The sequence below is a fragment of the Leptotrichia hongkongensis genome, from assembly GCF_041538065.1.
GTDB classification, from domain to species: Bacteria; Fusobacteriota; Fusobacteriia; order Fusobacteriales; family Leptotrichiaceae; genus Leptotrichia; species Leptotrichia hongkongensis.
Window position 1 is genome coordinate 1 of sequence record NZ_JBGORW010000004.1, and the last position, 20218, is coordinate 20218.

The 20218-nt window shown below is 28.4% G+C and carries 22 protein-coding genes and 4 tRNA genes; 8 read left to right on the forward strand and 18 right to left on the reverse strand.

Annotation, left to right across the window (positions count from 1 at the left end):
* Window positions 1–242 precede the first annotated feature (242 nt).
* Window positions 243–1778, reverse strand: coding sequence for a UDP-N-acetylmuramoyl-L-alanyl-D-glutamate--2,6-diaminopimelate ligase (locus ACEG17_RS03710; protein ID WP_372582605.1), 1536 nt, complete (start codon window positions 1776–1778; stop codon window positions 243–245).
* Window positions 1779–1940: 162 nt separating this feature from the next.
* On the opposite strand from ACEG17_RS03710, the gene ACEG17_RS03715 reads away from it, so the two are divergent.
* From ACEG17_RS03715 to tsaD, 6 genes are all read left to right on the forward strand, one after another.
* A tRNA-Leu gene (locus tag ACEG17_RS03715) sits at window positions 1941–2028 on the forward strand.
* 22 nt (window positions 2029–2050) lie between these two features.
* Window positions 2051–2127 (forward strand) — tRNA-Met (locus ACEG17_RS03720).
* 3 nt (window positions 2128–2130) lie between these two features.
* Window positions 2131–2207 (forward strand) — tRNA-Met (locus ACEG17_RS03725).
* 77 nt (window positions 2208–2284) lie between these two features.
* Complete coding sequence (locus tag ACEG17_RS03730) at window positions 2285–2572, forward strand: putative quinol monooxygenase (protein WP_372582606.1); 288 nt, start codon at window positions 2285–2287, stop codon at window positions 2570–2572.
* Window positions 2573–2846: 274 nt separating this feature from the next.
* A complete protein-coding gene (locus ACEG17_RS03735) occupies window positions 2847–3890 on the forward strand; it encodes a glycosyltransferase family 9 protein (protein WP_372582607.1) in 1044 nt (347 codons plus the stop codon).
* A gap of 40 nt (window positions 3891–3930) precedes the next feature.
* Entirely contained in the window at window positions 3931–4953 is a 1023-nt protein-coding gene (gene tsaD / locus ACEG17_RS03740) for a tRNA (adenosine(37)-N6)-threonylcarbamoyltransferase complex transferase subunit TsaD (protein ID WP_372582608.1), read from the forward strand.
* Window positions 4954–5121: 168 nt separating this feature from the next.
* Here the strand turns inward: tsaD and ACEG17_RS03745 are convergent, their stop codons facing one another.
* The 4 genes from ACEG17_RS03745 to ACEG17_RS03760 form a co-directional block, all read right to left on the reverse strand.
* Window positions 5122–5946, reverse strand: a complete 825-nt coding sequence (locus ACEG17_RS03745) for an HAD family hydrolase (protein WP_372582609.1) — start codon at window positions 5944–5946, stop codon at window positions 5122–5124.
* Between the two features lie 23 nt (window positions 5947–5969).
* Window positions 5970–6782: an HAD family hydrolase gene (locus ACEG17_RS03750; protein WP_372582610.1), complete on the reverse strand. Its 813-nt coding sequence runs from the start codon at window positions 6780–6782 to the stop codon at window positions 5970–5972.
* 117 nt (window positions 6783–6899) lie between these two features.
* On the reverse strand, window positions 6900–7262 hold the full coding sequence (locus ACEG17_RS03755; protein WP_021744196.1) for a response regulator: 363 nt from the start codon (window positions 7260–7262) through the stop codon (window positions 6900–6902).
* Between the two features lie 40 nt (window positions 7263–7302).
* Entirely contained in the window at window positions 7303–8109 is an 807-nt protein-coding gene (locus ACEG17_RS03760; protein ID WP_372582611.1) for an HAD family hydrolase, read from the reverse strand.
* Window positions 8110–8244: 135 nt separating this feature from the next.
* Between ACEG17_RS03760 and ACEG17_RS03765 the strand changes: the two genes are divergently transcribed.
* Window positions 8245–8721 carry a thioredoxin family protein gene (locus tag ACEG17_RS03765; protein ID WP_372582612.1) on the forward strand — a complete coding sequence of 159 codons (477 nt, stop codon included), beginning with the start codon at window positions 8245–8247 and terminating at the stop codon, window positions 8719–8721.
* A gap of 206 nt (window positions 8722–8927) precedes the next feature.
* Here ACEG17_RS03765 and ACEG17_RS03770 read toward each other — a convergent pair whose 3' ends face one another.
* The 8 genes from ACEG17_RS03770 to ACEG17_RS03805 all read right to left on the reverse strand — a co-directional run bounded on the left by ACEG17_RS03770 (window position 8928) and on the right by ACEG17_RS03805 (window position 16208).
* Window positions 8928–9590 (reverse strand): methyltransferase, encoded by a 663-nt coding sequence (locus ACEG17_RS03770; RefSeq protein ID WP_372582613.1) that lies wholly within the window; start codon window positions 9588–9590, stop codon window positions 8928–8930.
* A 186-nt stretch (window positions 9591–9776) separates the two neighbouring features.
* Complete coding sequence (locus tag ACEG17_RS03775) at window positions 9777–11600, reverse strand: peptidylprolyl isomerase (protein WP_372582614.1); 1824 nt, start codon at window positions 11598–11600, stop codon at window positions 9777–9779.
* A 221-nt stretch (window positions 11601–11821) separates the two neighbouring features.
* Window positions 11822–12367, reverse strand: a complete 546-nt coding sequence (locus ACEG17_RS03780) for a GerMN domain-containing protein (protein ID WP_372582615.1) — start codon at window positions 12365–12367, stop codon at window positions 11822–11824.
* Between the two features lie 30 nt (window positions 12368–12397).
* Window positions 12398–13540 (reverse strand): N-acetylmuramoyl-L-alanine amidase family protein, encoded by a 1143-nt coding sequence (locus ACEG17_RS03785; protein ID WP_372582616.1) that lies wholly within the window; start codon window positions 13538–13540, stop codon window positions 12398–12400.
* A gap of 42 nt (window positions 13541–13582) precedes the next feature.
* Window positions 13583–13849 carry a preprotein translocase subunit YajC gene (gene yajC / locus ACEG17_RS03790; RefSeq protein ID WP_147006295.1) on the reverse strand — a complete coding sequence of 89 codons (267 nt, stop codon included), beginning with the start codon at window positions 13847–13849 and terminating at the stop codon, window positions 13583–13585.
* A gap of 382 nt (window positions 13850–14231) precedes the next feature.
* Window positions 14232–15434, reverse strand: coding sequence for a phosphoglycerate kinase (locus ACEG17_RS03795; protein WP_372582617.1), 1203 nt, complete (start codon window positions 15432–15434; stop codon window positions 14232–14234).
* A 185-nt stretch (window positions 15435–15619) separates the two neighbouring features.
* Window positions 15620–15997, reverse strand: coding sequence for a GNAT family N-acetyltransferase (locus tag ACEG17_RS03800; RefSeq protein ID WP_372582618.1), 378 nt, complete (start codon window positions 15995–15997; stop codon window positions 15620–15622).
* A complete protein-coding gene (locus ACEG17_RS03805) occupies window positions 15954–16208 on the reverse strand; it encodes a GNAT family N-acetyltransferase (protein WP_372582619.1) in 255 nt (84 codons plus the stop codon). The genes ACEG17_RS03800 and ACEG17_RS03805 overlap by 44 nt, the downstream gene beginning before the upstream one ends.
* 163 nt (window positions 16209–16371) lie before the next feature.
* Here ACEG17_RS03805 and ACEG17_RS03810 point away from each other — a divergent pair, with 163 nt between their 5' ends.
* The gene (locus tag ACEG17_RS03810; protein ID WP_372582620.1) at window positions 16372–17118 is read left to right on the forward strand and encodes an acid phosphatase; all 747 of its coding nucleotides are present in this window, start codon (window positions 16372–16374) and stop codon (window positions 17116–17118) included.
* A gap of 258 nt (window positions 17119–17376) precedes the next feature.
* On the opposite strand, the gene ACEG17_RS03815 is transcribed toward ACEG17_RS03810, so the two are convergent.
* The 5 genes from ACEG17_RS03815 to ACEG17_RS03835 all read right to left on the reverse strand — a co-directional run bounded on the left by ACEG17_RS03815 (window position 17377) and on the right by ACEG17_RS03835 (window position 20114).
* A tRNA-Arg gene (locus ACEG17_RS03815) sits at window positions 17377–17453 on the reverse strand.
* A 25-nt stretch (window positions 17454–17478) separates the two neighbouring features.
* Window positions 17479–17736, reverse strand: coding sequence for a 50S ribosomal protein L28 (rpmB, locus tag ACEG17_RS03820; RefSeq protein ID WP_018451587.1), 258 nt, complete (start codon window positions 17734–17736; stop codon window positions 17479–17481).
* 221 nt (window positions 17737–17957) lie between these two features.
* Window positions 17958–18344 carry a pyrophosphohydrolase domain-containing protein gene (locus tag ACEG17_RS03825; RefSeq protein ID WP_314113501.1) on the reverse strand — a complete coding sequence of 129 codons (387 nt, stop codon included), beginning with the start codon at window positions 18342–18344 and terminating at the stop codon, window positions 17958–17960.
* 283 nt (window positions 18345–18627) lie between these two features.
* Window positions 18628–19239: a hypothetical protein gene (locus ACEG17_RS03830; protein WP_372582621.1), complete on the reverse strand. Its 612-nt coding sequence runs from the start codon at window positions 19237–19239 to the stop codon at window positions 18628–18630.
* Window positions 19240–19346: 107 nt separating this feature from the next.
* Entirely contained in the window at window positions 19347–20114 is a 768-nt protein-coding gene (locus ACEG17_RS03835; protein WP_372582622.1) for a Bax inhibitor-1/YccA family protein, read from the reverse strand.
* Between the last annotated feature and the right edge of the window lie 104 nt (window positions 20115–20218).

Below are 20218 nucleotides of genomic sequence, written 5' to 3' on the forward strand. Positions count from 1 at the left end.
TTATCTTCTATTGTCCTGCGATACTTTTTCGTATCGACAAGATATATATTATCATATCCCCTCCCCTTTGTCAACTACTTTTTTCCATTTTTTTAAATTTTTTTCATACATGTGTCATACAGTCAAATACGACACCTATAACATATTAAAAAAGCATAGTAAAAATGATACTCCAATGCCTCTGAATATACTCAAAAAAGTGCAATTCTTACTATGCTTATTATAATAATCTAATTATTAGATTAAATATTGTTTTCCTCTTCTAAAATTTTTCTTACTGTTTCTCTATCATCAAAATGAATTTTTTGGGTTCCAATTATTTGATAATTTTCATGACCTTTTCCTGCAATTAATAAACTGTCTCCTTTTTTTAGTAATTTTATTCCATGTTTTATTGCTCTTTCTCTATCTGAAATAATTAAATATTTATCAAACGGATATTTTTCATCTATAAGCCCTTTTTCTATATTTGCTAAAATATTTATTGGATTTTCTGTTCTAGGATTATCTGACGTAAGAATAATATAGTCGCTAAATTGAATAGCTGCTTTTGCCATTTTGGGACGTTTCTCGTGATCTCTGTCTCCTCCTGCCCCAAATATTGTTATTACTTGGTTATCTGTAATTTGTTTTAGTGTTTTTCCAACATTTAACAATCCATCATCTGTATGTGCAAAATCTACTACAATTCTTGCTTCCATATTGTTTTTTATTGTTTCAAATCTTCCTGGTACAGCTGGCATTGTTTCTAATTTTTTAATAATATCGTTCATTTTAATACCAAAAGATAATGCTGAAGCCACACACCCAAGAACATTATATAAATTGTATTCGCCAACCAATCCTATTTCAAATTTATACTCTTCTTCGTATTCTTCATCCTTATCTTTAAAATGCGAATTTATTTTTTTAAAATAGTTTTTCAAATTTATCTTTACTTTCATTCCATTATTTGTGTAATTTAGAATATCTCCTAAAATATCAGCCTCTTCATTTTTTATACTTACTGAAATATAATTATCTTTATTTTTTTCAGAATAAATTTTAGCACCATGTTCATCGTCAATATTAATTATACCTTTACCATTATTTTTATCATTTCTCAACATTGAAAATATTTTTTTCTTGGCATTAAAATAATTTTCCATCGTTTTATGAAAATCCAAATGATCTTGTGTTAAATTTGTAAATATTGCAGAATCAAATTTCAACATGTCTACACGTCCTATTTCTAAAGCATGTGAACTCACTTCCATTATAAAGTAATCTGCACCTTTTTTTACACTTTTATCAATCAACTTAATTAACTCAAGTGATTCAGGAGTAGTATTTACTGTTTCAAATTCTTCATCTAAAATTCGATTTCCAGTTGTACCGATTCTAGCTGTTTTTTCTAAAATATTTTCCAAGATAAAACTTGATGTAGTCTTTCCATTCGTTCCTGTAATTCCAATAATTTTTATTTTATTTTGTGGATAACCATAATAATTAGAAGCTATTATCCCTAATTTTTTCCGTATATTTTTTACTAAAACAAAACTTACATCATCAGCATTTTTATATTCCAAAATATTTATATTTTTTTCAGTTATTATTATCTTAGCTCCACTGTCAATTGCTTTTTGAATAAAATTATGTCCGTCTACAGTATTTCCAGCCATAGCCACGAATATAAAATCTTCTTTAATTTTTCTAGAATCGTATTCAATACCTTTTATTTCAAACTTTTTACCTTCCTTAAGAATTTCATATTCTACATCTCTAAATATTTCATTCATTTATACTTCTCTCCCTTTTCAAAGAATCTTAAAATTCTTGAATTTATTTTCATAAATATATTTTACCACTTTAAGTAAAAAAAATCTAGAAAAAAAGTTGTTGACAAATATAGAAAAATACTATATAATACTATTCGTAAGTTTACTTTTTAAGTAAAATTAGCCTTGGTGGCGAAATCGGTAGACGCACAGGACTTAAAATCCTGTGGGAATTTATCCCGTGCCGGTTCAAGTCCGGCCCGAGGCACCACTTAATAACAAACTTTCATTGTCGCGGGATAGAGCAGCATGGTAGCTCGTCGGGCTCATAACCCGAAGGTCGTTGGTTCAAATCCAGCTCCCGCCACCAAATGCCTAGATAGCTCAGTTGGCTAGAGCATACGGTTCATACCCGTAGGGTCGGAAGTTCGAATCTTCTTCTAGGCACCATTAAATTAATTATGTTATGCTTACAATTGATGTAGGTATTTTTTTTTATAAAATATATCTGGAAAGGAAATCAATTTATGATTCATATATTAGCAAGTTTTGAAGTGAAAAATGATAAATTATCTGATTTTATAATTCTTTGTAATGAACTTATAGAGAAAAGCCGTAAGGAAAAAGGATGTATTTCATACCATCTACAACAAAATACCGAAAAAGAAAATCATTTAGTATTTGTTGAGGAATGGGAATCTAATGAAGCTATTGAACAGCATAATGCAAGCGGACATTTTACTAGAATTGTACCATTATTAGTAGAAATGTGTGAAAATGCTCCAATTATTCAGACTTTTAATAAATTAGTTTAAAAATTTTTGAAATACAGTTGATTTATTGACTGTATTTTTTTGTTTTACAATTATATCATTTTGAAACTTAGATTTGCGATGTTATCAGCTTTATTGTTCAAAAATTAATTGTTTAACATAAAAATATGTTGAAAAATACTTGACTAATAATAGGTTTAAATTATAAAATATGAATAAAATCAAACTTAAAATATAAAGTTATTTTACTCGAATCTTGTGTTTGTTTTGTTAAATGAATTGAGTGAAATACTAGATTAATTAGATGAGGAAAAATATGAAAATATTAATAATAAGATTTAGTTCATTCGGAGATGTGGTTCTTACAACTCCAGTGATAAGGGCAATTAAAGAGAAGTATCCAGAGGCTGTAATAGATTTTATAGTTTATAATACTTTTTCTGAGGCAATTTCATTGAATCCTGAAATTAGAAATTTGATAATTTTTGATAAAAAGAAAAGCAAGGATAGAAATTATATAAAAAATATTGTAAATAAACTAAAAATAGAGAATTATGACTATGTTATTGATTTACATTCCAAATTTCTTTCTAGAATTATTGGAAAAAGCCTTGAAAACAAGAATACTCAGTATTGCCGATATAAAAAGAGAAAATGGTGGAAAACTATACTTGTAAAAGCGAAACTTATTACATATAATGCAGATTGTACCATTGTTGAGAGTTATTTTACAGCATTAAAAAAATTGGGGATAAGTTTTTCTGACAAAAATATGAAAAATGGATTTGGAGATAATCTGGAATTTTATATTGACAAAAAAATGGAAGAAGAATTTATACAAAAATATGATTTGAAAGATGGAAATTATTTTGTGCTAGCTCCAGGAGCCTCCAAATTTACGAAAAAATGGCCTTATTATGATGAACTGGCAAAAAAGATTCTCGAAAATGAAAGTAAATTTGTAAAAAATAATGAAAAGTTGAGAATTTTTGTGATTGGCGGAAAAGAAGATGCGAATGTTGTAAAATCTGATGGAGATAAACGAGTGATTGATTTGTGTGGAAAAATTTCTTTTAAGGAAAGCGGAATATTGCTGAAATATGCCAAAGCAGCAATTGTAAACGATTCAGGCCCTTTCCATATAGCAAGAGCTGTAAAAGCCAAAACTTTTGTATTTTTTGGGCCGACTGACCCGAAATTATTTTCCTTTGAAAAAAGTACATTTTTACTGAATAATCCAAGCTGTCCGCCACATTCACTTTATGGAGATGATAAATTTCCTAAGAAATATGCAGATTGTATGACTGGGATTTCTGTAGAAACCGTATTTGACAAAATTGTTAAGGAATACAAAAATTAAAAATTAAAGAGAAAAACGAAAAAAAGAAAGAGAGAAAACGATGAAAATACTTGCATTTGAAACATCCTGTGATGAAACTTCTGTTGCAGTTGTAGAGGATGGAAAAAAGATTTTAAGCAATATTATTTCCACTCAGATTGATATTCATAAGGAATTTGGAGGAGTAGTTCCTGAAATTGCCTCACGGCATCACATTGAGAATATTTTACCAGTATTTACTGAAGCTCTGGAAAAAGCAAATTGTCAATTAAGCGATATTGATTACATCGCTGTAACAAATACTCCCGGGCTTATCGGTTCCCTGCTTGTTGGCTTGATGTTCGCAAAATCCTTGAGTTATGCCAACAACATTCCACTACTTCCAGTAAATCACATTAATGGGCATATTTTCTCAAGTTTTATTGATAACGATGTAAAATTACCTGCAATATCACTAGTTGTATCAGGCGGGCATACAAACTTGTATTATATTTTCGAAGAAAATGGAAAAATAATTACTGATTTGCTTGGTGAAACATTGGACGATGCCGTTGGAGAAACTTATGATAAAATTGCAAGAATATTGGGATTAGAATATCCAGGAGGGCCACATATTGATAGACTATCAGTAAACGGAGAAGATATTTTAAAAATAAAAAAACCAAAAGTTGACGGCTACAACTTCAGTTTTAGTGGAATAAAAACTTTCATAACTAATTATGTAAATAATCAAAAGATGAAAGGTAATCCCATTTCAAATGAAGATATTGCAAAATCTCTTCAGGAAATTATTGTAAATGTCTTATATGATAAAATATTGATAGCTGTAAAGGAAAAAAACGTGAAAACGATTCTTGTCGCAGGTGGTGTTTCAGCAAACAGAAGGCTTCGTGAGAAATTTTTAGAATTTAAGAATATTCAAACTAATGAAGGGAATCAAATAGAAGTTCATTTTCCAAAAATGGAATATTGCACTGATAATGCAGCTATGATAGGTGTTGCAGCTTATTATGACTTGAAGAATAATTCTCAAATTGAGCTAGAAAAACAATATGATGTAGATGCGATTTCTACTAAAAATTAGAAAAATACTAATGGCACAGTCAATAGGAATTATCATTTTGGTTGTGCCAAAATAATAAAAAAATAATCGCTACTATTTACTATAATAACGATTATTTCGAAATTTGTTTAGAACTTTTTTATCAAACAAATACTATTGCGATACTAATTTAATCTTTTTTCTGTAAAATTAAAGGTTTTTTGCTCTTTCCAAAAACAATTCCTGTAATTTCACAGCTTCTCCATCTTCCGTATTTTCTCCAACAAATTCAAAATCTTTTGGTAACAGTTTTCTTAGCCTGTCAATAGAATTTCCCATTGCATAACCTTTTCCAACCATTGTAAGCATTTCAAAGTCATTTTCACCATCACCAAAGGCTACTGCATCCTTTAGTTCCAAGCCTTGCCTTTCTAATAGGAATTTTGCCGCTGCTCCTTTGTTTGCACCTTTTGCCATAACTTCCATACAGTAATCACTTACAAAGATAACATTTACATCATCTGTTATTTTCAAGATGGCTTTTTCCAAGTTTGTAAGCTGCTCATGATCTCCAATGTAGAATATTTTTAATATATCCAAATTTTTTAGTTCATCTTTTGGAACTTCTTTAAAATCAACTTTTACATCTCTTGGAATTCTGTCATACACTTTTTGAGCCGTTCCTTTTGTGATAATCCAGTCATTTCCTGAAAAAATGTTTAGGTGTGAACCTTCGGCAATATTTTCATAATCAAGTTCCAATATTGCTTTTGCTGCTTTGCTTGACAATCCTTTTTCATATATCATATTTCCATCTGCATCAAAAATTCTTGCACCATTTGCTGCTATAACTGGAATCTTTACTTCAAGCTGTTCAGTCACATATCCTATCTGATCATAGCTTCTGCCTGAGGCAATATAAAAATTTATTCCTTTTTTTATTATTTCTTTTATTACATTTTTAGTAAATTTAGTAACATGATGACCTCTGCTTAGCAAAGTTCCATCCAAATCACTAATAACTGCTTTATACATAAGTTTTCCTTCTTTCTTCAATCTTATAAATCAAATATTTCTCGAACTTTTTTTGCCATTCCATCATTTGCATTGCTTCCAATAACCTCTGTGTCCGTTAATTTTTCAAGCAATAAATAAATTGAATTTTCCATTGCAAATCCAAGCCCTGTTTGAGTTATCAAGTCATAGTCATTCAGTCCGTCCCCAAATGAAACAGCATCCTTCAATGTCAATCCATCTCTTTCCAGCAGCACTTCTGCCGCTTTGGCTTTGTTACAATCTGCAGGAAAAACCTCCAGACTTCCTTCATTTGCAAATAAAAGACTTATATTTTCCTCACCAATTACTCTTTTTATTTCATTTTCCAGTTCCAGTAATTCGTCATGATCTTCTCCAAGGAAAAAGATTTTTGTAAAGTCTTGTTTTTTAAATTCTTCAGGATTAATCTGTTGTGGGTATCTAGTTCTATCAGGCTTCTTGTTATAAAAATATTCCCTCAAATTTTCTGTAACAAACCAGTTTGGTCCGGCATACCCAGTTATAATAATATCTTTTCCAAATGACTTATAATCAATATTCAGAACTTTATCTAAATATTCTCTTTTTAGTTTATTTGAAAAAATCTCATTTCCGTTTTCATCAAAAGCAACAGATCCATGTGAAGTAATCAAAGGAACTTGTACACCAAGCTCATCCATAGCTTCCTTTGCTCCTAAATAATTTCTTCCAGTTGCAATATAAAACTTAATTCCTTTTTTTATAAGCAGTTTTACTGTTTCTTTAGTAAATTCACTTACTTTATGCTCTGCATTTAAAAGTGTTCCGTCCAAATCAGTTACAACAGCCTTAAACATTTGATTTTTTCTCCTTTTCTAAGTTTACATATTTTATTTTACTAAACCATTTTCTATAGATACTAAAACAAATAAAAAATCATTATATTTAAAAATTTATAAAGACAAAAAAACAAACTATAAAAATAATTTTGAAAATTCATTCATAAATTCATCTTCATCAAAAGGCTTTGATAAAAATGCCTTTGCTCCAGCTTCTTTTCCCATTTTCATATAATTTGGAAACATAACCATTGTGCTGCAAATCATAATTTTGGCATCCTTGTCAAAATCCGTGATGACTTGTGTGGCTTTTAATCCATGCATTCTTGGCATATTTATATCCATTGTTACGATTGCAGGATTTACTTTTTTATACATTTCCACAGCTTCCAGTCCATCGCCTGCTTCAAATACCTTGTATCCTTGTTCCTCTAAAATATCTTTTATATCTTCCCTAATATAAGATGTATCATCTACAACTAATGCTACTTTGTTCATTATTTACCTTCCCTCTCTTATTTATTCATAAAATACTTTTTTAAAGATTAAAAATTTCCCTTACTTTCTTAGCCATTCCATCATTTGCATTACTTTCGATAACTTCTGTATCTGTCAATTTCTCAAGCAATAAATAAATCGAATTTTTCATTGCAAACCCTAATCCAGTTTGTGTTATTAAATCATAGTCATTAAATCCATCTCCAAATGAAACAGCTTCTTGCAATGTCAATCCGTCTCTTTTTAATAAAAATTCTGCTGCAACAGCTTTATCACAGTCTTTTGAAAAAATTTCCAGACTTTTTTCATTTACAAATACTATATTGACTTCTCCGTTTGTTATCCTCCGGACTTCCTTTTCTATTTCTAGCAGTTTTTCGTGTTTACCTAAAAAAAATATTTTTGTAAAAGCAAGTTTTTCAAAGTCCTCCCATTCAATCTGCTCCGGATATTGCTTTCTATTCGGCTTTTGAGCATAAAAATAGTCCCTGGCATCTTCTGTTACGTACCAATGATTACCTGAGAATCCATTTAAAATTATTCCCTTGTCAAATGATTTATAGTCAATTGAAAAAATTTTATCCACGTATTTTTGCTCAATATTGTTGATGTAAATTTCTAAACCATCTTCATCTATGATTCTAGCGCCATTTGATGTAATTAGTGGTATTTTAAAGCCAATTTCATCCATTATCTCTTTTGCACCAGTGTACCCACGTCCAGTTGCAATATAGAATTTTATTCCTTTTCTTAGCAATAATTCAATTGTTTCTTTCGTAAATGAACTAACCTTATGCTCTTCATTTAAAAGTGTTCCATCTAAATCACTTACAACAGCTTTATACATAATAAAATTTCCTCCTATATTGATTTTAACACATTCCACCAAAAATTTGAATTAAAATTTTAAAAACTTGCAAAAATTCATACAATAATGATACAATACTAAAAGGAATAAAAATAAATTTGTGAGGTGAAAAATATGGGAACATTTGAAGATTATTTAAAATTTGAAGTAACTGAGGCAGAAGAAGATAAAAAGCAATTAAGAATTATAGAAAAAATTTCTTTATCTGAAGAAACTGAAAAAGCTATCAAAAATATAGACAAAGACATTACAATTATTGCAGTAGCACAGGTTTACTGCCCAGACTGCCGTGCAACTATCCCTTTCTTAAAAAAATTCAGTGACTTGAACAACAAAATAAAAATTGACTATCGTTCAAGAGAAACTGCCAAAGAATTTTTTCCAGATACAGATGAAAGAATTAAAATACCTACATTGATTTCATATGTTGATGGAAAATACAATATTTTCTGGAATGAATTTCCAGCTGTAGTAAAAAAGGAAATGGATAAAAATCCAGAAAATTTTGAAGACATTAAGTACAATTTTAGAATTGGAAAGTTTAATGCACAAATTGAAAAAGAACTAGTTGACTACTTAACTTCTTTATAAAGAAAAAAGCAGGGAATAAGAAGATTTACATACTCTTTCCTTGCTTTATTTTTTCTCTTTTAATTTATACTATCTATTTCCGAACTTTTTCTACTCGTTCTTGATTCTTTATAAAAATCTTCATAATATAACAATATTTTAAAAAAGTTATTTCTCATTCTATGAAAAATAATGTTTTTGTTCTTTAAGTTACAGTTAAATATTTTTTATAAACTAATCATAATTTTTGAATTAGATTTTCCACCCTTTTTCCCATGTACAACTACTAAATCCATTTTTTTATATTTATTTATATCCATTGTCAATATATTCATCTTATTTACATAAATATTTTTAAATACATCATTCAATCTATCATTTGGCACAATTACAAAAAATTCTCCATGATTTTTTAAAAGCCTTTTTATTTCCAGAATTAATTCTTCCAATGTCAGCAAAACTTCATATTTACTAACTCTTTCTGCTTCATTTATTGGCATTTTTCCAGAATTTATTTTTTTATACGGAGGGTTTGAAAAAATAAAATCGTATTCTCCTTCAACGCTCTTTATATCTTTGTTAATAGGAATTATTTTGTCATTTAACTTATTTATTTCTACATTTTTTTTTAGTATTTTAAAAATTTTCTCTTGTATTTCTACTGCAAAAATTTTTGAAACAATAGCCGTTTCAGAAAGCAGTAGCGAAATTACACCCTGCCCTGCACCAATTTCTAAAAAGGTCTTTTTCTCCCTCGCATTTTTGTAATTTGTATCAAAATATCCTTTTATAAATTTTGAAAGTAAAATAGCATCATCTGTTATTTTTAAACCTTTTTCTTCCACAACCATTTTTTTATTTACACTTTCAAGATTTTCAATATAACTCATTATAGCTCCTAATCTTTATCAAATTCCAAAAATAAAAACTGTTTCAAATATTTTTAGTATTTAAAACAGTTTATTATAGTATCTTTATTTACATCTAAATCTCTTTAACATCGAACTGATAAAATTAAACATTTTTAAAATTTGAAGATAATGATAATTTTTCGATTCGAATTTAAAGTAACTTTATTAGATAATTTCTAATTGCTTATCTGCATATTCATGTGCAAGTTCTAATCTTACACGTTCTTTTGAATTTTCAAATGTTGCTGGTGTAAATGGTACTTCTGATGTTTTTGTAATTAAGTAATATCCTGTCGTATCATTTCTTTCAAGAATTCCATTTAATTGTAGTCCAAATATTTGATTCATTAACTCGTCATTTTTTCCAATTCCAGGAATTGCATCAGATTTAACCATTTTTTTAAATCTTTCTTTTACGCTAAATTTATATTTATCTTGTTTTTCAACTGTGCTCCATGCAACTTTTTTGCTTTCAATTTCAGCTTTTAAGTCTTGAACTTTTTTGATAACTTTTTGTTTTGAAGCTTCAGAAATAGTTGGTGTTATCAAAATGTGACTAACTTTTGCAACATTTTCATTTTTAGGATCTTTGCTTTGAATATAGATAATATGATAACCAAATTGTGTTTTTATTGGTCCTACAATATCTCCAGCCTTACCGCTTCTTACTGCATTTGAAAATTCTGGAACAAGTTGTGATAAATCAGCTGTCTCTCCTAAACTTCCACCATTATTTGCTGAACCTGGATCTTTCGAAAACTCTTTGGCTTTTGCTGCAAAATTATCTTTAGTTGTTGTTTTCATAATATCTTCAGCCTGTTTTTTAGCTGCATCAAAATCACTTTGTCCAGCTTGATATTCTTCTCCAATTACATAACCACTTATACTGTTCGGAATATTATAGCTTTCTTTCTTAGAATTAAATCTGGCTTGTAATGTGGCATCATCAGGTTTATATGTGTCTATCAAATAATTGTAATATTTTTGAGAATAATCTCTTAGCTGATCTACACCCACTAAATCAGGATCTGCTTTTATCCCAGCTGCTTTAGCTTTATTTGAAATTTTTACAAATTTATCTAAATTTGTCTTTAATGTTGACTTCAAGTCATTTACTAATTTTTCTGAATATCCTTGCTGTGTTTGTGAAACAGAATTTACAATCTGTTCATTTACTGCTTCATTTGTATATTTATATTCTCCATTTTGTGCTACAACAGTTGTCATTCTAGCATACATTTTTTCAAATTCTTTGTCTTTAAATTGAATTTTTGCTTTTTGCTTAGCTTTTGCAAGGTATGAATTTAAAATCATAATATCTTTATCTTGCGTCATATTTTCTTTAATCTGATCTTTTACATCTTCAAAATCTTGATTTGCAAAAGCTTGTGTATATTTATTTCTCTCATAAGCTTTTTTAATTTCTTCATCTGTAATTTTATCATTTGAAAATAATTTTTCTCTCATTTTTTCAATAGTTTTTTGATCTTTTATTGATTTTTTAAATGATGAAATATTATATCCTACTGATGTTAAATATTGAGCAAATTCTTTTCTTCCAAGTTTTGACTGTTTTTGGTAAGTCTCAAAATCTTGATTTACAGTTGCATTACTTATCTTTATTCCAAGTTCTTTAGCCGATGAAAGCAACACTTCCTTATTAATTATAAGTTGTAATACATATTCATTTATAATATTATCTGGAACATTTTTTATATTGTCAGCACTTACTCCTACTTGTGATAACTGCTGTATCTTTTGCTGATTTATTTCTTTTAATTGATTTTTTAGAGAGTATACTTCCCTTTCAAAATCATCACGATAAATTTTTGTTCCATTCACTGTTGCAATTACTTCTCTATGATTTGCTGCTCCAAAAACATTATTTTTCAAAAATAATATTCCAGTAACAAGCATCGATATTCCAAATATCGCTATCATAATTGCTGAGGTGATTTGAATTGCCTTCTTATGATTTCTCAATCCCATTATTTATCTTCCTTTCTGTCTTTTTAGTCATTTAAATATTATATCACATAATACTTTATTTTTCTATTATTTTTTAAATAAATACTTATCCCAAAAATAAAAGTTGTTCTAATATTAAGTAATATCAAAACAACTTAAATTTATTATTTTACACAAATTTATTTTAAATCATATCCTTTATTATACAAGTTTTATATCAAATTTATCAACTAGATTATAATTTATCTAGTGCTTGTTTCACCGTCTATCTGAATTACAACACTTTGAATATTTGGAAAATTTTTTAAAATTGTATTTGTTACTGCCTGAGAAAATCCATTAAACAATTCAGTATCTTTTTTTAAATTTGCAAATGCTGCATTTAATTTTACAACTGTCGTATTTACATTATCAATTCTTAAATTATATGCACTTCTAAATTTCATATCTTCAGAAATATAATTTGAATTTCTAATAATCCCGTTTATAAAATCTCCTTCTATAAGGTTCATTTGCCGCGGAACTGCAATTTCTCTTTCGTTGACAGTCTTTGTAGCAGGGTCATATACGAATATTGAGATTTTATTCTGAATCTCTTCTTCCTGTGTTGTTTCCTGCACCAAATTTTTATCCACTTCTACATGAATCTTACTTCTATGTCTTCTATCATAACGGTTTGTTGCAACTACTGCAACTGTTATTAAAAAAAACAATGTTACTAAAAAATTACTGTTTAAAAGACCTTTTTTCTTTTTAGGCTTTTCTTTCAATTTTTCTTTTTTCGGCATAAATTTCTCCTAATTTGGATAATATCCCTGTTATCTAAAGTATTTTCTTATTGCATTACCAATAGCACTTGCTGCACTTTCTTGACCTTCTGGTGTCAAGTAGTGTGATAAATCAGAATAATTATTCATAAATCCTAATTCCACAAGTATTGATGGTGAGTTACTTCCACGAAGTACTGCAAAGTTTGCTCCAATTACTCCTCTTCTTCTTAACCCTGTTGTATTGATAAGATTATCTAGTACAGTTTCAGCTATAGCTTGACTTGTTTTTTGATTTTTTCTATAAAAAATATCATTTAAGATAAAGTCTGAAAATGGCACATCTCCATAACTTCCATCAACTCTATTTTCAAATTTTGCTACTTGTGCGGCATAGCTTCCTTGATCTTTTTTGCTATAGTAGAATACTTCTGTTCCATTTGCTGACGAACTTGAACTTGAGTTCAAGTGGATACTTACAAAAAAGTCTGCATTTGCATCATTTCCGATTTTTGCTCTTGTATCTAATGGTACAAAAAAGTCTGCATTTCTTGTTATAATAACATTAAAATCTTGTCTTAGATTATTAGCTAGTCTTGTTGCTACTTGTAACGCTATATCTTTTTCATTGTAACCATTCCCTCTTGCTCCTGAATCATGTCCACCATGTCCTGGATCTACAACAATCGTATACTTTTTATTTCCAGTGGGAGTATAAGTATTTGACTGTCTTTGTGTTTGCGTTTGTGCTGTTTGTGTATTAGCAGTTGATTGACTTTGTGTTGTTGTATTATATCTTGATGTTTGTGAATTATTATTTCTTGATGCTGTTTTTCCACCATCTAACGTTACTTGAAATTGTCCAGTTCTACTTACAACCTGATAAGTTACAGATGGTTTTAAGTAAACGTAAACAATAACCATTCCATTTCTTTGAGTTGTATAAACTTTGCTTATATACTGGTCATTTTGATTAATAAATGCCTGAGCATTGCTTTCCATTTCACTGTTTGGAAAACTTAGCATTAAAATATCTTCATTTCCTAGTTTTGTAACTGATGCATTTGGCATAATTTGCTTATTTTCTCTAAATGTTCCTATAACTTTTCCATTATTGTATGATATATTTTTCAAAGTATCAGAAAATGTAATCGCACTCACAAAAAGTAATAGTAATAACAATATTCTTTTCATTTTTTTCCTCCTATTTTTTTATTATAATATCTAATACCAATTTTATTTTTTTTCGATTTTGTCTACTGCAGACTTTAGAACTGTCATTCTAGCATTCTTATCTATTTTCATTTCTACAGTTTCTGTTAAAATATTTACAATCGTTCCTTGTATACCTCCAACTGTCGTTATTTTATCTCCGACTTTCAAGCTTTCCAGCAATTCAGCTTTTTGTTTTTTCTTTTTCTTATTCGCAAAATATGTTGGTAAAATTAATATCGCCATAAATGCTACATAAATTAATATTACTCCAATTGAATTTTTATCCATTTTTACTTTGTATAATTAAACTTATACTTTCCTCCTTCTTTTATTTTAAAATCAATTTTAATTATAACATAATTTAAGATATGTTTCAATTTTTTTAAAAATTATTTTTTTTATACTAAACTTTATTTAAATAGTAAATTTATTACAAACTTTTTTAATAAAAGATATAAACCTAATATTTAAATGAAAAATAGTATTATATGTATTTTTCCTTCATTTGTATAAAATATTTACTATTAATCTTACTTATACCAAATTTACTTAAAAATAAAAATGACTATCTCAAAAAATTATTTTCAAGACAGCCATTTCGTGATTAAAATGAAAAAATTATTTTTAGTTAACTAAATTAATTAGTCAATTAAGTTAGTTATTAAAGTTATTATTTCTCTGAAATTGCATCTACTCCTGGCAATACTTTTCCTTCCAAGTATTCAAGCGATGCTCCTCCTCCAGTTGAAATATGTGAGAATTTGTCAGCAAATCCTAATTGGATAGCTGCCGCTGCTGAATCTCCACCACCGATGATTGTTTTAGCTCCAGATAATTCTGCGATTGCTTTACATACACCGATTGTCCCTTTTGCGAAGTTTTCCATTTCAAATACTCCCATTGGTCCGTTCCATACTACTGTTTTTGCACCAACTAGAGCGTCTGAGAATAATTTAATAGATGCTTCTCCTATATCTAATCCCATCCATCCATCTTCAATAGCGTCTACAGAAACTGTTTTAAATTCTGTATCATTTTTAAATTCTTTTGCTACAACTGTATCAATTGGCAATAACAATTCAACATTTTTTTCTTTAGCTTTTTTGATTAATGAAGCGGCTAATTCCACTTTATCAGCTTCTAATAATGAAGAACCTGTGTTTTTACCTTCAGCTTTTAAGAAAGTGAACATCATTCCTCCACCAATGATTACTTTATCAGCTTTATCCAATAAGTTTTCGATTACACCAATTTTATCAGAAACTTTTGCTCCACCTAAAATAGCAACTAAAGGTCTTTCAGGATTGTCAACTGCTCCACCAATAAACTCGATTTCTTTTTCTACAAGGAATCCTACTGCTGATTCTTTGATATTTGAAGCAATTCCTACATTTGAAGCGTGTGCTCTATGTACAGTTCCGAATGCATCATTTACAAATACATCTCCAAGTGATGCCCAGTATTTTCCTAATTCAGGATCATTTTTAGATTCTTTTTTACCGTCTAAGTCTTCAAATCTAGTATTTTCAAACATTAGGATTTCTCCATCTTTTAACTCAGCAACTGCTTTTTCTAAAGCTGCTCCTCTTGTTTCTGGAACAAATTTAACTGGTTTTCCTAAAAGTTCTTCTAATCTTTTTGCAACTGGTGCTAAAGTTTTTGATGCTTTATCAGCTTCTTCTTTTACTTTCCCTAAGTGAGAAAATGCGATTACTTTTCCACCATTTTCCAAAATGTATTTCAAAGTTGGAAGTGCTGCTGTAATTCTATTATCATTTGTAATAACTCCATCTTTTATTGGTACATTGAAATCAACTCTTACTAATACTTTTTTACCTTTTACATCTAAATCTTTTAAAGTTTTTTTAGCCATTCGGTTATATCCTCCTAAAATTTATCATAATATCTTTTCTTCCTAATTGAATTATACCACTCTTTAATTCTATTTTCAAGTAATTTAAGACATAAACTCAAAACATTTTTGGTATATAATGAAACCATTCATTTTTAAGCCTAAAAATCTATATTCTAAAGTGATTTTTTATAATTTTTTACACTTTATTCAAGCTTCAAAATTTTTTGTAACTTAATTTCATCAATTTCTGATATTTTTCTAACTGGATTAGGATTATCAAAATGCTGGTTAATAGCCTTTTCAAACCAGGTAACACCAATCCATTTTCCAAATTTATACCCTGAATTTTCAAAATATGCAGCCTTTTTAAATCCAAAGTAATTGTGTAATTTCTCGCTGTTTTTATTAGGATAAATTACAAGTCCATAAATATTTACAACATTCTGCAACTTCAATATTTCGATCAAAATTTTATATAACTTCTTCCCAATTCCATTTCCATAAAATTTTTCATCAGTATAGACAGAAAGCTCCGCATCACTGATAAGCTGCCCTACTCCAAATTTTATAAGCGTAGGCATAACCAGCAATCTCATTTCCACATTCACAAACAATATATGGGTATTTCTCTGAAATTTTTCTTATTCTTCCTTTAAATTCATCAATTGAAGGCACTTCATACTCAAATGTAATAGTAGTATTTTCAACATATGGTTTATAAATTTTCAAAATTTTTTCAGCATCTTCTTCAGTTGCAAATCTAAAAATTAGATTTTCTTTTTTTAATTTCATCCTTTTATACCTCCGTATATTAATTTTACTTTATTAATACGAATATGTTAACACTTTTTAATATAAATTTCAATGAAATAAAATTTTAAATTTACTATTGACATTTATTAAAAATACGGTATAACTTAATTAAGAAATTCTATAAGAAAAGGATGGTTAAAGTATGAAAAAATTACTATTAGTTGGTGCACTTTTAGTTACAAATTTGATTTCATTTTCTGCAGGGAAAGAAAATGACGTAACAACAAAACCAGATGTTTATTTTTTAAAAAGTTCACAAGTTGTAAGCAGTTATGATTTATTGCCACCTCCGCCGGCAGTAGACAGCATTGGATTTTTAAATGATAAGGCTCAGTACGAAAAAGGAAAATTGCTTAGAAATACTGAAAGAGGAAAACAGGCATATAACGATGCACGTGTAGAAGGAGATGGAGTCCCTCGTGCTTTTTCAGAAGCTTTCGGATACACAATCTCAGCTCAAACAACTCCAGAAATTTTCAAATTAGTTACAAAATTGCGTGAAGATGCAGGAGATTTAGCTACAAGATCTGCAAAACAGACATATATGAGAATCCGTCCATTTGCATATTTTAAGGAATCAACTTGCCGTCCAGAAGATGAAGCAAGCCTTTCAACAAATGGTTCTTATCCTTCAGGACATACTTCAATTGGGTGGGCTACTGCATTGGTTCTGGCTGAAGTAAATCCAGCAAGACAAAATGAAATTATAAAACGTGGTTATGAAATGGGACAAAGCCGTGTAATTTGTGGATATCACTGGCAAAGTGATGTTGATGCAGCTCGTGTAGTAGCAAGTACAGTTGTTGCAACACTGCATTCAAACAGTGAATTTAACGCTCAACTAGCCAAAGCAAAAGCAGAGCTTCAAAGATTAAGCAGAAGAAAATAAGAAAATAAAGATATTACATTTTAAAACCTTTCTTATGTTTTGTAAAGTATTTTTTATATATTCTTCAAAATATACTCGAACCCATTTAAAATTGAACTGATAGAAATTATATAATTTAGGGTTTGAGTAAAATAGTCATAATTTTTGAGTTTTGTTTTAAACTAGTTTTACTATAAATTTGAATAGAAATAAAATAAAAAGGGCATCATTACGATGTCCTTGAATTTTATATTCCATTAAATAATTCTTTACATAAAATGGCGTACCCGTGAGGAATCGAACCCCAAGCCTTCTGATCCGAAGTCAGACGCTCTATCCAGTTGAGCTACGGATACACAGAAAAAAGTAAGTTATAAAAACTTACTTTGCTAAGATTTTTAATATTTTAGGGCTTAATGTTTCTTTGTTTTTTAACAAGATTTTTTTAACTTGGTCGTTATTTTTCCCTTTTAATGTTTTCATTGCTTTTGTACAAACTCTTACTCTAACTTCTTCATTGTTAATAGTTAAAAGCATTGTTTGTAAATTTGGCCTCCAAATTCTTTTTGTAGCTCTGTGAGAGTGACTTACTCTATTTCCATGGCTTACTGTTTTTCCAAAAACTTCACATCTTTGCATCTTTATTCACCTCTACTAAAATATTTTAGTAGTTCTCCTTTCATCTTTATTTTTTTTTACAGTCATTTACTGTTTTTTATTATAATATATTAACTTAACTCTTTTAAAAAAAATCGTTATTCAGTTAAAATTATTTTTACATATCGGAATTTATTTTATCATATTTTAGGAATTTTTACAAGTTATTATCCATATTTTTTACTTTATTTCACAAATTTTCCTTATTTTTGAAAAAATTGCTTTAGATTTGGCGGAAAATAATTCGGTCCTTTTATTACTTTCCCGTCTTCACGATAAATTGGATTCCCGTTTTCATCCAGCTTGCTAAGGTTACTTCGATGAATCTCCTCAAATACATCCTCAATAACATCCTGCATCCCATGCTCAATTATTGTCCCACAAAGAATATAAAGCATATCTCCAAGAGCATCTGCAACTTCCACAATATCTCCTCTTTTAGCTGCTTCTAAATATTCCTCATTCTCTTCCTTCATCAAGTCAAATCTCAATTTTTCTAGTCCATTTTCTAATTTCCCAATTGGCTTGTCAGAATTTCCAAGTTTATAAATTCTGTGAAATTCTTCAACACATTCTATTTTTCTTTTCATTATTATATCCTTTCTTAAAATTTATTTCTAAATATTTAAATTTTTTATTCTTAAATTCTAAATTATTTTTCTTACATATTCTTTTTTATAATTTTTAACTTTTTGACACAAAGGTATCAAATACAATAACTATTGTTTCGCAATAATACCTATTATAACATATTTAACTGATTATCACTTAATAAGTGTATCGAAAGTTCTATGAACTGCTCCAGATTTACATAAATCTTTCTTATAAAGAAAAAATATAAAACATAAAAATATCTATTAATAAATTATTAGCCTATTTTATTATTAACATTATCAAAAAATACATAGTTAAAGCTTTTACAATATCTGAATACAGCATAATTGCTGAAAAGAATCTTGTTTTTTCCAAAATTTCAGTATTGCCTTCTTCTACTTTTTCTAATATCTTAGTTTGTATATTTTTTATGTCTTTTTTTATTAACAAAACTGCCAATATCAGTGTTAGTAAAAACATTATTCCTGCAACAATGGCTTTTTGCTTGAAAAAAAATGTAAATTCACTATAAAAAATTGCAAGAATTAAGCCCATTATTAACGACAGGACTGTTAAGGCGGATTTCATATTCTTTTTTTGTTTATTTATTAATATTTTTGGTAAAATGAATAAAAACAGAATTTCTAAAATAAATAAAATTATAAAGAATATTCCTTTTACATCAGGCACCTTTAATTTTCTTAATGACTGAATTATGTTATCCAATTCAAAAATCATATAGTTTTTTAGTATCATACACAGCAAAATTGAAATAGCAATTCCTGAAAATACCCATATTCTGCTTGCTAAAATTTCTTCATTTATAAATTTTTTTACTTCCTTGACTGTTTCGACATCTATTTTATTTTCTATTTTTCTGTTACTTTTCAAATTTTTCCCCTTTAATAAATAGAATAAGAGTTATTTCGAGATTGCATTAACAATTTTAATATTAATAATCCCAAGATAACCCTTTATATTTTTTATTAAATTATTTTTTATCTTTTTCTTCCTAAAATTCTTACAAGGCTCAAGAATAAGTTTACAAAATCCAAATATAATTCCAAAGCACCAACAATTTCAATTTTATTAAGAATATCAGAATCTTCATGAACTGCATAGGCGATAACATTATTTTTTATTCTGTTTACATCAACTGCAATATAAACTGTAAAAATGATTACACCTAATACTGACACAAACAAATCAATTGCACTATTTCCTAGAAACATATTTACTACACTTACTAATATCATTGCTATTATTCCAGCTGTAAGCAATGGCACAAATCTAGTCAAATTTTCCTTAGTAAAATATCCATAAATTGCTAAAACTACAAAGATTGACAATGTTCCTAAAAATGCTGAACCAATTACATCTGGAGCATAAATAAGTCCAATAGCTGAAAATGTCAATCCGCTTAATGCTGAATATATTAAAAATATAAGTTTTAGAACACTTGAATTTGCTGTATAAACTAAAGCTGAAAAGACTAAAACTGCAACAACTTCTAAAATAAGAAATATCCAGTATTTCTCTATTATCATATATGCAATAGGATTTTCTTTTATTGCTCCATTATAAACCATAAAACCAATACCGCCAGTTATAAGAAGCCCTATTACCATCCATATCATACTTCCACGAACTTTTGAAATTATAAGTCTGTTTAAATCGTCATAAGTCATTGACATTTGTCCGTTATATTCGTTGTAATCATCGTTATTATGATTGTAAGTTTCTAATTCATCATAATCATTTCTCATAAAAATCACCTCATTAGTTTAGTATTTTTCATTTCTTCAACCATTTTAATAACTTGAACATCTTAATCCAAAATTCTATATCCAAGCTATCATCTATTATAATA

Excerpts from the sequence above, each read along its gene's own strand:
- ACEG17_RS03710 (WP_372582605.1), bottom strand. The coding sequence starts at position 1,778 with ATGAATGAAATATTTAGAGATGTAGAATATGAAATTCTTAAGGAAGGT.
- ACEG17_RS03730 (WP_372582606.1), top strand. The coding sequence starts at position 2,285 with ATGATTCATATATTAGCAAGTTTTGAAGTGAAAAATGATAAATTATCT.
- ACEG17_RS03735 (WP_372582607.1), top strand. The coding sequence starts at position 2,847 with ATGAAAATATTAATAATAAGATTTAGTTCATTCGGAGATGTGGTTCTT.
- tsaD (WP_372582608.1), top strand. The coding sequence starts at position 3,931 with ATGAAAATACTTGCATTTGAAACATCCTGTGATGAAACTTCTGTTGCA.
- ACEG17_RS03745 (WP_372582609.1), bottom strand. The coding sequence starts at position 5,946 with ATGTATAAAGCAGTTATTAGTGATTTGGATGGAACTTTGCTAAGCAGA.
- ACEG17_RS03750 (WP_372582610.1), bottom strand. The coding sequence starts at position 6,782 with ATGTTTAAGGCTGTTGTAACTGATTTGGACGGAACACTTTTAAATGCA.
- ACEG17_RS03755 (WP_021744196.1), bottom strand. The coding sequence starts at position 7,262 with ATGAACAAAGTAGCATTAGTTGTAGATGATACATCTTATATTAGGGAA.
- ACEG17_RS03760 (WP_372582611.1), bottom strand. The coding sequence starts at position 8,109 with ATGTATAAAGCTGTTGTAAGTGATTTAGATGGAACACTTTTAAATGAA.
- ACEG17_RS03765 (WP_372582612.1), top strand. The coding sequence starts at position 8,245 with ATGGGAACATTTGAAGATTATTTAAAATTTGAAGTAACTGAGGCAGAA.
- ACEG17_RS03770 (WP_372582613.1), bottom strand. The coding sequence starts at position 9,590 with ATGAGTTATATTGAAAATCTTGAAAGTGTAAATAAAAAAATGGTTGTG.
- ACEG17_RS03775 (WP_372582614.1), bottom strand. The coding sequence starts at position 11,600 with ATGGGATTGAGAAATCATAAGAAGGCAATTCAAATCACCTCAGCAATT.
- ACEG17_RS03780 (WP_372582615.1), bottom strand. The coding sequence starts at position 12,367 with ATGCCGAAAAAAGAAAAATTGAAAGAAAAGCCTAAAAAGAAAAAAGGT.
- ACEG17_RS03785 (WP_372582616.1), bottom strand. The coding sequence starts at position 13,540 with ATGAAAAGAATATTGTTATTACTATTACTTTTTGTGAGTGCGATTACA.
- yajC (WP_147006295.1), bottom strand. The coding sequence starts at position 13,849 with ATGGATAAAAATTCAATTGGAGTAATATTAATTTATGTAGCATTTATG.
- ACEG17_RS03795 (WP_372582617.1), bottom strand. The coding sequence starts at position 15,434 with ATGGCTAAAAAAACTTTAAAAGATTTAGATGTAAAAGGTAAAAAAGTA.
- ACEG17_RS03800 (WP_372582618.1), bottom strand. The coding sequence starts at position 15,997 with ATGCCTACGCTTATAAAATTTGGAGTAGGGCAGCTTATCAGTGATGCG.
- ACEG17_RS03805 (WP_372582619.1), bottom strand. The coding sequence starts at position 16,208 with ATGAAATTAAAAAAAGAAAATCTAATTTTTAGATTTGCAACTGAAGAA.
- ACEG17_RS03810 (WP_372582620.1), top strand. The coding sequence starts at position 16,372 with ATGAAAAAATTACTATTAGTTGGTGCACTTTTAGTTACAAATTTGATT.
- rpmB (WP_018451587.1), bottom strand. The coding sequence starts at position 17,736 with ATGCAAAGATGTGAAGTTTTTGGAAAAACAGTAAGCCATGGAAATAGA.
- ACEG17_RS03825 (WP_314113501.1), bottom strand. The coding sequence starts at position 18,344 with ATGAAAAGAAAAATAGAATGTGTTGAAGAATTTCACAGAATTTATAAA.
- ACEG17_RS03835 (WP_372582622.1), bottom strand. The coding sequence starts at position 20,114 with ATGAGAAATGATTATGATGAATTAGAAACTTACAATCATAATAACGAT.